The 12322-nt window shown below is 68.1% G+C and carries 11 protein-coding genes and 1 tRNA gene; 8 read left to right on the forward strand and 4 right to left on the reverse strand.

The genetic code is table 11. The annotated features are described in order from the left end of the window. The first annotated feature begins 256 nt into the window (after positions 1-256). The 4 genes from FAB82_RS04905 (at position 257) to FAB82_RS04920 (ending at position 4519) form a co-directional block, all read left to right on the forward strand. Positions 257-1699 (forward strand): alanine/glycine:cation symporter family protein, encoded by a 1443-nt coding sequence (locus FAB82_RS04905; protein WP_136533428.1) that lies wholly within the window; start codon positions 257-259, stop codon positions 1697-1699. 128 nt (positions 1700-1827) lie between these two features. Continuing rightward, entirely contained in the window at positions 1828-3207 is a 1380-nt protein-coding gene (gene nhaA, locus FAB82_RS04910) for a Na+/H+ antiporter NhaA (protein ID WP_136533429.1), read from the forward strand. An 85-nt stretch (positions 3208-3292) separates the two neighbouring features. Continuing rightward, positions 3293-3682: a DUF3151 domain-containing protein gene (locus FAB82_RS04915; RefSeq protein WP_136533430.1), complete on the forward strand. Its 390-nt coding sequence runs from the start codon at positions 3293-3295 to the stop codon at positions 3680-3682. A gap of 198 nt (positions 3683-3880) precedes the next feature. Beyond that, positions 3881-4519, forward strand: coding sequence for a hypothetical protein (locus FAB82_RS04920; RefSeq protein ID WP_136533431.1), 639 nt, complete (start codon positions 3881-3883; stop codon positions 4517-4519). Positions 4520-4572: 53 nt separating this feature from the next. Here FAB82_RS04920 and FAB82_RS04925 read toward each other — a convergent pair whose 3' ends face one another. From FAB82_RS04925 to deoD, 4 genes are all read right to left on the reverse strand, one after another. After that, positions 4573-5070 (reverse strand): Rieske (2Fe-2S) protein, encoded by a 498-nt coding sequence (locus tag FAB82_RS04925; protein WP_211116377.1) that lies wholly within the window; start codon positions 5068-5070, stop codon positions 4573-4575. 167 nt (positions 5071-5237) lie between these two features. Then, positions 5238-6365: an acyl-CoA dehydrogenase family protein gene (locus FAB82_RS04930; protein WP_136533432.1), complete on the reverse strand. Its 1128-nt coding sequence runs from the start codon at positions 6363-6365 to the stop codon at positions 5238-5240. 8 nt (positions 6366-6373) lie between these two features. Next, complete coding sequence (locus tag FAB82_RS04935; RefSeq protein WP_425461576.1) at positions 6374-7903, reverse strand: acyl-CoA carboxylase subunit beta; 1530 nt, start codon at positions 7901-7903, stop codon at positions 6374-6376. Between the two features lie 465 nt (positions 7904-8368). Beyond that, a complete protein-coding gene (gene deoD, locus FAB82_RS04940; RefSeq protein WP_136533433.1) occupies positions 8369-9076 on the reverse strand; it encodes a purine-nucleoside phosphorylase in 708 nt (235 codons plus the stop codon). A gap of 109 nt (positions 9077-9185) precedes the next feature. Between deoD and FAB82_RS04945 the strand changes: the two genes are divergently transcribed. From FAB82_RS04945 to FAB82_RS04960, 4 genes are all read left to right on the forward strand, one after another. Continuing rightward, positions 9186-9276, forward strand: a tRNA-Ser gene (locus FAB82_RS04945). A gap of 279 nt (positions 9277-9555) precedes the next feature. Continuing rightward, a complete protein-coding gene (locus FAB82_RS04950) occupies positions 9556-10044 on the forward strand; it encodes a hypothetical protein (RefSeq protein ID WP_136533434.1) in 489 nt (162 codons plus the stop codon). A 285-nt stretch (positions 10045-10329) separates the two neighbouring features. Next, complete coding sequence (locus tag FAB82_RS04955; RefSeq protein ID WP_246039446.1) at positions 10330-11265, forward strand: endonuclease/exonuclease/phosphatase family protein; 936 nt, start codon at positions 10330-10332, stop codon at positions 11263-11265. Positions 11266-11531: 266 nt separating this feature from the next. Then, complete coding sequence (locus FAB82_RS04960; RefSeq protein WP_136533439.1) at positions 11532-12185, forward strand: ABC transporter ATP-binding protein; 654 nt, start codon at positions 11532-11534, stop codon at positions 12183-12185. Positions 12186-12322: the final 137 nt, after the last annotated feature.

Below are 12322 nucleotides of genomic sequence, written 5' to 3' on the forward strand. Positions count from 1 at the left end.
CGCGCTGCCCCCGTTCCGAGGCCTTGCCGCACATCGCGACAAAGCGCCGCACCGCCCCGGACCGCGCGGCACCTGTCGCGCTCAAGTAACCGATCGGTGAAGAAACGGTCACGCGGCTTCGTCCGCCTTGACCCGCTGCGCCGCTTTCCTATACCTTCGTCGGGCTGCTCGGATGCTGGGAAACCCGGCACACCCCAGGGCGCACCGTTAGGTTCAGGCCACCAGCCTGTCCGCCCGACCTAGGAGAACGCCCGACGTGGACGAACTGATCACCCAGATCATGGAAGTGAACGACTACTTCTGGTGGTTCATCATCATCCTGCTGGCAGGCACCAGCCTGATCTACCTCTTCATCACCAAGGGCGTGCAGTTCCGCCTGTTCGGCCAGATGGTGCGCGGCCTGCGCGAAGCCCCCAAGGAGGCCGCGCCCGGCGAGAAGCCCACCACCGCCTTCCAGGCCTTCGCCGTCTCCGCCGCCGCCCGCGTCGGCACCGGCAATATCGTCGGCGTCTCCGCGGCCATCGGCGTCGGCGGCCCCGGCGCCGTCTTCTGGATGTGGCTCATGGCGATCATCGTCGCCGGCACCGCCTTCGCCGAGTCCACCCTCGCCCAGGTCTACAAGGAACGCACCACCGGCGGCGGCTTCAAGGGCGGCCCGGCCTTCTACATGAAGCACGGCCTCGGCCTGCCCTGGGCCGGCGGCATCTTCGCCGTCATCCTCCTCCTCACCTACCCCGTCGCCTTCAACATGGTGCAGGCCAACACCTTCACCGCCTCGGTCAACGCCTCCCTCACCCAGTTCGGCGACGTCGACACCGAGGTCTCCTCCTACATCATCGGCGCCATCCTGGCCATCGTCGCCGGCGTGGTCATCTTCGGCGGCCTCAAGCGCATCGCCGACACCGCCGAACTGCTGGTGCCCATCATGGCCGCCGTCTACCTGCTCATCGGCATCGTGGTCGTCGTCGTCAACTTCGACGCCCTCCCCGGCGCCCTCGCCGACATCGTCCAGAGCGCCCTCGGCCTCGAACAGTTCGCCGGCGCCACCATCGGCACCGTCATCATCCAGGGCGTGCGCCGAGGCATGTTCTCCAACGAAGGCGGCATGGGCTCGGCCCCCAACGCCGGCGCCACCGCCACCGTCAGCCACCCGGTCAAACAGGGCCTGACCCAGGCGCTCGGCGTCTACTTCGACACCATCTTCCTGTGCACCATCTCGGCGCTCATCATCCTGACGACCAACCCCGTCTACGGCACCGAGGACAACCTCGTCACCCGCGGCGTCGAAGCCTCCCTCGGCGGCTGGTCGCTCCACGTCATGACCGTCATCCTGATGCTGTTCACCTTCACCTCGGTGCTCGGCAACTACTTCTACGGCGAGTCCAACATCCGATACCTCACCGGCTCCAAGCACGCGATCACCGGCCTCCGCCTCGGCGTCGTCGCCCTCGCCTTCTGGGGCTCCATCGCCTCCTTCGCGGACGTGTGGGGCCTGGCCGACGTCACCATGGGCATGATGGCCACCGTCAACCTCCTCGCCGTCCTCGCCCTCACCGGCGTCACCTGGAAGGTCCTGGCCGACTACGACGCCCAACGCAAGCAGGGCCTCGACCCGGTCTTCACCCGCGACCGCATCCCCGGCCTCAAGAACGTCCAGGTCTGGGAACCCGACAAGGTCGACGCCGTCGAAAAGCCCTGACCCACAACGACACCGGTGGCCGCGAAGGAACCCTTCGCGGCCACCGGCCTATTCCCGGGTGTGGCACAGCAGTGCGAAAAGCTGCGACGCGCCGATAGCCCAGAGCAACGATAGATAGGCTCCCTCGCATGAGGCTCAACAAGGAACCCTGGACTTCGGCCATCTGGAACAACCGCCCGTCCTTCCTCCACTCCGACCAACGCCTGGCCCGCTACGTCGGACGCCCCGCCGCCGACTTCCTCAGGATCGAACCCGCCGGCGGCATCGTCCTCCTCGTCTGCGCCGCCATCGCACTCCTCTGGGCCAACTCACCCTGGTCGTCCTCATACGACGCCGTCTGGGGTATGGACATCAGCTTCCACTTCGGCGACTTCGAAGTCCACCACAGCTTCAAGGACTGGATCAACGACGGCCTCATGGCGTTCTTCTTCTTCGTCGTCGGCATGGAGATCAAGTCGGAGATCGTCACCGGACACCTGCGCAGCGCCCGCAACGCCGTCACCCCCATCGCCGCGGCCATCGGCGGCATGGTCGTCCCCGCCGCCATCTACCTCGCCTTCAACGCCGGCACCGACGCCTCACACGGCTGGGGCATCCCCATGGCCACCGACATCGCCTTCGCCGTAGGCATCGTCGCCCTCTTCGGCGACCGCATCCCCTCCCCGGCCCGCATCTTCCTCCTCACCCTCGCCATCGTCGACGACCTCGGCGCCATCGCCGTCATCGCCGTCTTCTACACCGACGACATGTCCATGGGCTGGCTCGCCGTCGCCGGAGCACTCCTCGCCCTCGCCGTCGCCCTCCGCATCATCAACGTCTGGTCCGGCCCCGTCTACCTCGTCATCGGCATCCTCGCCTGGCTCGCCATGCTCGAATCCGGCGTCCACGCCACCATCGCCGGCGTCGCCATGGGCCTGATCATCTCCTCCCGCCCCCTCCTCGACCCCCAGGTCGCCCACGAGACCGCCCAGGAAATGGCCAAAGGCGGACTCACCACCGAAGAGACCGAACGCGTCGCCAAACTCGTCAAGGAATCCGTACCCCCCACCGAACGGCTCCAGAACAAGTTCCACCCGTTCTCATCCTTCGTGGTGCTCCCGCTGTTCGCGCTGGCCAACGCGGGTGTCCCGCTGTCGGGCGAGATGCTCGCCCAGGCGTTCACATCGACGGCCACGCTCGGCATCGCGATCGGCCTCGTTGTCGGCAAGTTCGTCGGGGTGCTCGGGGCATCTTGGATCGTGGTCAAGCTCGGACTGGGGCGCCTGCCAGACGGCACCGGGTGGCGGCTCTTGGGCGGCCTCGCGGCCGTCGCCGGCGTCGGGTTCACCGTGGCGCTGTTCATCACCGAGCTCGCCTTCCGCGGCGGCGACGCGGGGCTGCTGACCGACGAGGCCAAGATCGGCGTCCTGGCCGGCTCCCTGATCGCCGCCTGCCTCGGCGCGCTGATCCTGAGGCTGGTGGCGCCGGGTCCCGGCGAGGCCCGCAAGCGCGCCGAGAGCGAGGGTTAGTCTTGGCTCACTGCTTTCACGAACGACTCGACCCTAGAGTGAGAACTACGTTTGAAGGGACGCCGCATTGGCTCCGCAGAATCTGATGTCCCAGCCTCCGGCCACGCTGCTCCCCGAGGACGCCGAGGCCCGGAAGTACCTTGACGAGCACAGCCCCGAGGACACGGTCCGGCAGTACCCGTGGTTCTGCGCGGCGTGGTCCCGACTGGCCAAGAACGCGATGGACTCGGGGGACGACGTCTCCGCCTACGCCTTCGCCCGCACCGGATACCACCGGGGCCTGGACCAGCTGCGCCGCAGCGGCTGGAAGGGCCACGGCCCGATCCCGTGGGAGCACAAGCCGAACCGCGGGTTCCTCAAGTCGCTCTACCAGCTCTCCCGCGCGGCGGCCAGCATCGGCGAAGCCGACGAGGCCGCGCGCTGCGCCCAGTTCCTGCGCGACTCGGACCCGGCCGCGGCCGACGCCCTGACCTGAGCTTCACGTTAGGCGAACGGGCCCGGAAGGCACTGCCTTCCGGGCCCGCTCCTTGGTTCACGTCCCGCCGTTCGCGCTGCCCCGCAACGACATCGGATCCGAGCACCTGCCTGCCGCCCAGATGCGCCTTGCGCGCGATGGCGACCCGCCGGTAGCTTGGGCACCGACCCCCGTCCCCGAACGCCCCCAGGACCCGCCATGACCGCCGAGAGCCCGCGCTGGATCGTCGAAGGCGAACGATCCGGCCGTCCGATCATCATCGCCCCCACCGCCACGAGCGGCATCGACGACGCGGTGCGGCGCATGGATCTGGCCTTCGACGGATGGGCCGGGCCCATCCCCGGCTGGTTCAAGGTCCTGGAGAAGATCGGGCGCTGGTGGTACCTGATCTGGGTCGCGATCGGGATCGCCGTCATGGCACTGGTGGTGGACCGCGAGGTCTGGGAGTACTTCGTCTACGGCCCCGTCCCGGGCGTCTTCGTCGCGACCATCACCGGCTTTCTGGCCTATGGGCTCGGCCATCTCCAGGCGCGGATCAGCGGTGGCCTGGGCGGCCGCGATGCGGTGATCGCCGCGCTCGCTTCCCAGGTCCGTCCCGGAGGCGCGGTGAAGAAGATGGCCGTCGCGGCCCTCGCGGCCGACCCCGCGGCCGAGCACTACATCCACGACCTCGCCTGGCGGGCCGCCGGAATCGGCGAGGCCAACCGGGTGCACGCCACCGAGGAGCTCACGCAGCTGTGGCGCGAGGCCGACCCGGAGGACGCCGCGGCCTTCGACGCCAAGATCGCCGACATCGAAGCGAAGTTCAAGAAACTGGGGGACGACGGCAAGATCTGACGCCGCGCACGCAAAAGGCGCGGCGGGAACTCCCGCCGCGCCAGGTGCCGCTCTCAGGCGAGGAAGATCTGGTCGCCCTCGACCGTGATGTCCACTTCGGTCAGACCGGCCTCGGCCGGGCCCTGCTCGAGCTCGCCTTCGAGGCTGAACTCGGAGAAGTGGTTGGGGCAGATGATGACCCCGTCGGCGTTCGGAGCGTCCACGACGGTGCCCTGGTGCGGGCACAGCGCCGAGAACGCCAGGAACTCGTCGGCGGACGGCTGGACCAGCACGGTCTCGTCCACCACGATGCCGCCGCCCTCGGGAACATCGGCGGTGGAGGCGAGGGCCGTGTCGTCGCCCGAGCCGGAGTCGTCGCCCGTGTCGCCCTCGTCGGTGCCGGTGGTCGGGTCGGAACCCGACGACGAGGGCTCGACGGTGCCGCACGCGGCGAGCGCGCCCGCCGCGCCGAGGCCGGCCAGCCCGCACATGAGCCCGCGCCTGGACGCGAGGCCGCGGCCCGAGGTCAGCACCTGCTGTGCGATGGCACGTCCGGATTCGGTATCGGTCATTGTGATGCCCTTCTGCCTGCATTTCAGGGTGGAGGCCACCGGTGCCGGGCTCTCCATCCCGGCTCAGTGCCCCTGGCGCAAACCTACGCGCCAGGGACCGAGCCTGTCACGGACCACAGGTGAAGTTCAAGGAATTTAGTTGAAGATTTAATAAAAATTGCAGGATTCTAAACTCCGAGCGACCTCGCGATGAGCATCCGCTGGACCTCGTTCGTGCCCTCGCCGATCTCCAGAATCTTGCAATCCCTCCAGGCCCTGGCCACGGGCGTCTCGTTCATGAACCCGTAGCCGCCGAAGATCTGCGTCGCGTCGCGGGCATTGTCGACGGCCGCGCCGGAGGCGTGGAGCTTCGCCAGCGCGGCGTCGGTGCCGAAGGACTCGCCGTCGTCGGCCTTGACGGCGGCGTCCATCCAGGCCAGGCGTGCGGTGTGGGCCCGCAGGCGCATGTCCGCGAGCATGAACGCGATCGACTGGTTCGTCGCGATCGGCTTCCCGAAGGACTCGCGCTCCTTGGCGTGCGCCAGCGCCTCGTCCAGGCAACCCTGCGCCGAACCGGTCGACAAGGCCGCCAAGGCGACCCGGCCGCCCTCGAGCAGGTGCAGGAACTGGTGGAAGCCCTCGCCGCGTTGACCGACGAGGTTGGCCTCGGGGACGCGGCATCCGTCGAAGTAGACCGGGCGGGTGTCCGAGGCCCGCCAGCCCACTTTGGAGTACTCGGGGCCGACCGAGAGTCCGGGCGTGCCGGGTTCGACTGCGATGCAGGAGACTTCGCCTGGTCCGGTGGTGGCGGTGGCGATGATGAGGTCGGTCATCTCGGTGCCGGCGTTGGTGATGAAGCACTTCGCGCCGTCGATCACCCATTCGCCGGCTTCGAGGCGGGCGCGGGTGTCGGTGTGCCCGGCGTCGGTGCCGCCGCTCGGTTCGGTGAGGGCGAAGGCGCACAGGCCCTGTCCGGAGGCCAGTCGCGGGAGCCAGCGGTGTTTCTGCTCGTCGGTGCCGAACTGGGCGACGGCTTCGGCGCCGAGGGTCACCGCCGCCTCGACGGTGACGGCGACGGAGGCGTCGACGCGGGCGATCTCCTCCAGCGCCAGTCCGAGCATGAGCAGGCCCTCGTCGGCGCCGCCGTGCTCCTCGGGCAGGGTGACGCCGAAGACGCCGAGTTTGCCGAGGTCGCGGACGAGGTTCGCGGGGAATTCGCCGCGTTCGTAGAAGTCGCCGATGACGGGCTTGATCTCGGTTTGGGCGAAATCGCGCACGGCGGCGGCGAATTCGGCCTGTTCGCTGGTGAGTCTCATGGCTCCTCCTACACCGGTGTTATCGGATGCCTGCGGGTCGAGAACCGCCGGTCCTTTTGGGACAGGCGGCGGTAGCGTGCGATGAGGTCGGCCCGCAGGTCGGCCGCCTCCACGATGTCGTCGATAACGAGTTCCCCGGCGAGTCGCCGCAGGTCCACGTCGGTTTCGTACTCGGCGCGTTTGTCGGCGATGAAGCGCTCGCGCATCGAGGGGTCATCGATCTGGGCGATCTTGCCCGCGTAGACGGCGTTCACGGCGGCCTCGGCGCCCATGACGGCGATCTTCGCGGTGGGGAGGGCGAGGACGGCGTCGGATCCGAAGGCGGGCCCCGCCATCGCGTAGAGGCCGGCGCCGTAGGCCTTGCGCACCACCACGCAGATCTTGGGGACGGTGGCCTCGGCGACGTGGGCGATCATCTTGGCGCCGTGGCGGATGATGCCGGCGTGCTCGTATTCGGCGCCGACCATGAAGCCGGGGACGTCCGACAGGAACAGCAGTGGGACGTTGAAGGCGTCGCAGGTGGAGATGAAGCGGGCGGATTTGTCGGCGGAGTCGGAGAACAGGACGCCGCCGCGCACCGCGGGATTGGAGGCGACGATGCCGACGGGGCGCCCGTCGAGCCGGGCGAAGGAGGTGATGATCTCGCCGGCCCACCGGGCCTGGATCTCGAGCTGGGAGTCGCGGTCGACCAGGCCGTCGATGAATTCGTGCATGTCGAACGGGGTGGACTCGCCGGGCGGGACGGTGGCGGCGAGGTCGATGTCCTGCGGCGGGCGGGCGGCCCGCACCGGGGCGGGTTGCTCCCAATTGGACGGCAGGTAGGAGAGCCAGCGCCTGACGTCGGCGATGGCCTCGTCCTCGTTGTGGCACAGGAAGTGCCCGACGCCAGACTGCTCGCAGTGGACCCTGGCGCCGCCCATCTCCTCGAGGGTGGTTTTCTCGCCGGTGACCATCTCGACCATGCGGGGGCTGCCGAGGTACATGGAGGCGTTGCCGTCGACCATGGCGACGATGTCGCAGAAGGCGGGGATGTAGGCGCCGCCGGCGGCGGAGGGGCCGAAGAGGGCGCAGGCCTGGGGGATGCGGCCGGAGGCGCGGACCTGTTCGTGGAAGATGCGGCCGGCGCCGCGGCGGCCGGGGAAGAGCTGGACCTGGTCGGTGATGCGGGCGCCGGCAGAGTCGACGAGGTAGACGATGGGGTGCTGCTCGACCTGGGCGGCCTCGATGGTGCGAATGATCTTCTCGACCGTGCGGGCGCCCCAGGAGCCGGCCTTGACGGTGGAGTCGTTGGCGATGACGCGGATGGGCCGGCCCTGGACGGTGGCGGATCCGACCACGACGCCGTCGGCGGGGAGGGTCGGGTCGGGGTTGGCCCAGAGGTTGTCCTCGCGGAAGGAGTCTGCGTCGCACAGCCGGCGGATGCGCTCGCGCGCATGGTATTTCCCCGCGGCAGCGGCGGCCTGGTGGTACTTGTCGGCACCTCCGCGCTGAATCCGCGAGCGCTCGGCTGGGTAGTCCACGTCGCCCTCCAGGTTCACATACCTTAACGATCGTTAAGGTAGCTTCATTGTGTCCTGAAGCGGCCCGCCTGTCAACGAATTCGGGACCCGACATTCAAGGCGCCGGCCTTCAAATCGGGCACGGCAAGGTCCCCCGTTTTCAACAATGCCCGCCGGCTGCGACAGACGCCGCGTGCGAAGGGGGGCAATCGGGGCGTCGCCCTTCAAATCGGACTCCCACGGGCCCCCGGTCTCAACGATGCCCGCGGGGTACGACAGCACGTTGGGGTGTGACGGCGCGCGGGGGCAAACGACGCCCGCGGGAGCGACACCACGTGAGGGCAAACGAAGCCCACGGGGGTAACAGCACCTGACTGCAGACGACGGCCACGGGGGTAACAGCACGTGAAGGCGTCGACCGTCGGCCGGGCGGCGGCAAAAAGCCCCCGCCGACTGCCCGGTCGGCGGAGGCGTAGGACGCCGCGTCAGGGGGTTGAAGAGCCCCTAAGCGACGACCGCGTCGAGGGCGATCTCGACCATCTCGGAGAAGGACTCCTGCCGGTCGGCGGCGGGCAGCTCGGTGCCCTTGAGGATGTGGTCGGAGATCGTGCAGAGCGCCAGGGCGCGGGCCTTGAACTTCGCGGCGAGCGTGTAGATGGCCGCGGCCTCCATCTCGATCGCGAGGATCCCGTAGTCGGCCAGCTTGGCCTCGACCTCGGGGGCGTCGGTGTAGAAGGTGTCGGAGCTGTACAGCTGGCCCACGTGCAGATTGATCCCGCGCGCCTCGGCCGCGTCGACGGCATTGCGCAGCAGCGCGAAGTCCGCGACCGGCGCGAAGTCGACCACGCCGTTGAAGCGGATGCGGTTCATCGACGAGTTCGTGGACGCGCCGATGCCGGCCACCACGTCGCGCAGCTCGATGTCGTCGTGGATCGCTCCGGCCGAGCCCACCCGCACCACGGTCTTGACGCCGTAGACGTCCAGCAGCTCGTGGGTGTAGATCGAGGCCGACGGCTGGCCCATCCCGGTTCCCTGCACGGAGACGCTGCGGCCCTTGTAGGTGCCGGTGTAGCCGAACATGTTCCTGACCTCGGTGTAGCACTTCGCGTCCGTCAGGAAGTTCTCGGCGATCCACTTGGCGCGCAGCGGGTCCCCAGGCAGGAGGACCGAGTCGGCGATGTCACCTGGCTGGGCGGAGATGTGTGCTGTCATAGAGCCACTTTCTCATAAACATCCCATGAATTTGCGGATAGTGTCTGTGACGTAGATCCCCGGATACCCGCTTGTCGCCACGGTGGCGCGATCCGGTAGCCTTCTCTGCGGTGGCGTGTCCGAGCGGCCGAAGGAGCTCGCCTCGAAAGCGAGTGTTGGGTAACCCTCAACCGTGGGTTCAAATCCCACCGCCACCGCCAACGTAGTCCCAGTTCAGACGCCCGAGAGGGCGGATGAGCTGGGATTTTTCTTTGCCCGTTGACCTAATATTCCGGGTACGTCCGGGCTGCTCAGGGTTGAATTCCCCATGGATTCCCCAGCTATTCCCCACCGGTTTCCGGCTTCTCAGGGCCCGTCTTCCCGGGCCGGCTCGATGATCCCCGCAAGGTGGGCACCTTCGAGGAACCCAAGCCCTGCACCGTGATCCGCGCTTGCGCTGACTTTGCCCCGGTTGGCCTGGTGCGCCTAGGATGTCGCGAATGAACTCCGTCCGGATCGTAAATCGCGCCGATTCCCCGCTCATCCCCCGCATCGCCGCCGGCGCCGTAATCGCCCTCGGCGGACTCGCCGCGGTCGACGCCTTCGCCGGAAGCCTGGCCGGATTCACTCTGTTCGACCTGCGGTGGTCCGAGGCCGACAACAAGCTCGGCATCCCGGCGCTCACTGAACAGGTTCTGCGGATCTGCTTCTGGCACAACCTGATCTGGGTGCCGCTGCGCGTCGCGGCCGCAATCGCCGTGTACCGTGGCTCGCGGATCGCCCGCATCGGGGCGATCGTTGTTGAACTCGTCGCTGTCGCCGTCTGGGTGCCGACGTTCTTCATCACCGTCGATGCGCGCGGCATCTCCTCCGCACTGGACCAGATCGCCGTCGTGCAGTTCGCCGCCGCCGTCTGCGTCGCCGGCTCGATCGCTGCGATCGGCCTGCTCAGCACGTACGGCACGAGGTCCTGGTGCGACCGGCCCTGAGCCGCGACAGCTCGCGCCGACCTCGCCGAACGTGGCTATGCCCGGTACATTCCGGCCGAGGCGAGAAGGAGTGCCGCGAAGGCTGTGCGGCTCCGATTGGCGCGAGCGGTGCTGGGACGCGTCTCAACGGTGGGTGCACATCCCACCGCCACCGCCAGCTCGACGAAGGGCCCCTCCGTACGGACGGGCCCTTCGTTTCATCTCCGGTCCCCATCGCCGTGTGGTGTCATCCGGCTACGCTGTCTGGACCGGTCAGGGGGGACTCGACGAAGGGTGGGGCATCGAGTGAGCCGAACCTCAAGGGGCACAAAGATATTCAGCGCGATCATCATCGCCTGCTCACTGCTGCTGGCCGCCGTGCTGGGACTGCACCGTTTCATTCCGAACCGGTGGTACAACCTCGGCAGCCTCATCGAGACGTTCCTGCCCTGGTTTGGTTTGCTCATCCTGCCGCTGCTGATACTCGCCGCCGTCCGCCGCCGTCCGGTCGCGATCGCGGCCACGCTCGTGCCCGCCATCGTCTGGTTCAGCGACTTCGCCGGGCTGATCCCCGACAAGGAGATCGGCGACGGCGACTTCCGCATCGTCGCCCACAATGTCAACGCCGAGAACCTGGACACCGAGGCGACCGCGGCGACGCTGGTCGAAGCTGAGCCCGACCTCATCGCGCTGGTCGAGCTCACCGCCGAACAGCAGGAGTCCTGGGGCGTGGCGCTGGCCGAGCAGTACCCGTATTCGGCCGTGTTCGGCACCGTGGGCCTGTGGTCGAACCAGCCGATCGCGGCATCGAACGAGGTCGACCTGAACCTGGGCTGGGCCCGCGCCTTCCGCGCGGAGGTCGAGATCGACGGTGAGCCGGTCGCCGTCTACGTCGCGCACCTGCTGTCGGTCCGGGTGAACTCCGAGGGCTTCACCTCCGCGCAGCGCAATGACACGGCGAACCTGCTCGGCGAGGCGATCGCCGCCGAGGACCTGGAGCGGGTCGTCCTCGCCGGCGACCTGAACGGCACCGTCCAGGACCGCTCGCTTGCCCCGATCACGTATCAGCTGGAGTCGGCGCAGGCCGCAGCCGGGAAGGGCTTCGGGTTCACCTGGCCCGCGGACCGGCCGCTGGCCCGCATCGACCAGGTCCTCTACCGAGGGCTGGAGGCGACTGCCTCCGGAGTCCTCGACTCCACCGCCTCCGACCACCGCCCGGTGTCGGCCGACTTCAGGTTCTGACAGGAAACTCGCCCGAACCGCCGAGGCACCCGGCGCCCTCCCAATTCCGCACTGCTCTCATCGCCCGGCCACCGAGTCGCTCGGCGCCGTCCGGGCCTTCCCAATTCCGTGCGAATTGCAACCTACGGTGGGGTGGGAGGCGTCTTGGGGTTGTGACCGAAGACGACTCCACCCTGCTCCTGCCCACGATCGGCGACACCATCACGCTCCCGCGCGTGGTCGATGAGCCTGTGCACGATGCGATCATCGAGCTCGACGGGGTCGGCATGACCTACCCCGGTCCGCCTCCGGTCGAAGCGCTCAAGCCCGTTCACCTGCGTGTCGAGGCCGGCGAGTACGTCGCCATCGTCGGGCCCTCCGGCTCGGGCAAGTCCACGCTGCTGAACCTGCTGGGTCTGCTCGACGCCCCCACCGACGGGACCTACTTCCTCGACGGGCACGACACCTCGACGATGAAGGAAGCCAAGCGCACCAAGCTGCGCGCCGACAAGATCGGCTTCATCTTCCAGGCCTTCCACCTCATGGCCCACCGCACCGCGACTGAGAATGTCGCGATGTCGCTGGTGTACAAGGGCGTGCCGCGCCGTCGGCGCCGCGAGATCGCCCGCGAGAAACTCGAACTGGTCGGCCTGGGCCACCGTATGGACGCGCTGCCGACGACCCTGTCGGGCGGCGAGCGCCAGCGAGTCGCCATCGCCCGGGCACTCGCGGCCGAGCCGAGCCTGCTGCTGTGCGACGAACCGACCGGCAACCTCGACTCCAAGACTGCCGAGGCGGTCCTGGCCACGATTGACGAATTGCACTCCCAAGGCCTGACGATCCTGATGATCACTCACGACCACGAGGTGGCCGAGCGCGCCCAGCGCGCCGTGACGATCCGGGACGGCCAACTCTCCGAAGGCAATAACGTCGCCGAATGAGCCGGAAGTTATCCACAGGCAATCCACCTGCAAAAACGCTGCTGTCAACCAAAGTTATCCACAGGTGGAAAGTTTTTGTTGGTGGGCTTGTGGTGTCCATGATGTGCTTGTGTTTTTGACTCCTCTATGTCTGTCAA

It is taken from the genome of Glycomyces buryatensis (assembly GCF_004912275.1).
Lineage (GTDB): Bacteria > Actinomycetota > Actinomycetes > Mycobacteriales > Micromonosporaceae > Glycomyces > Glycomyces buryatensis.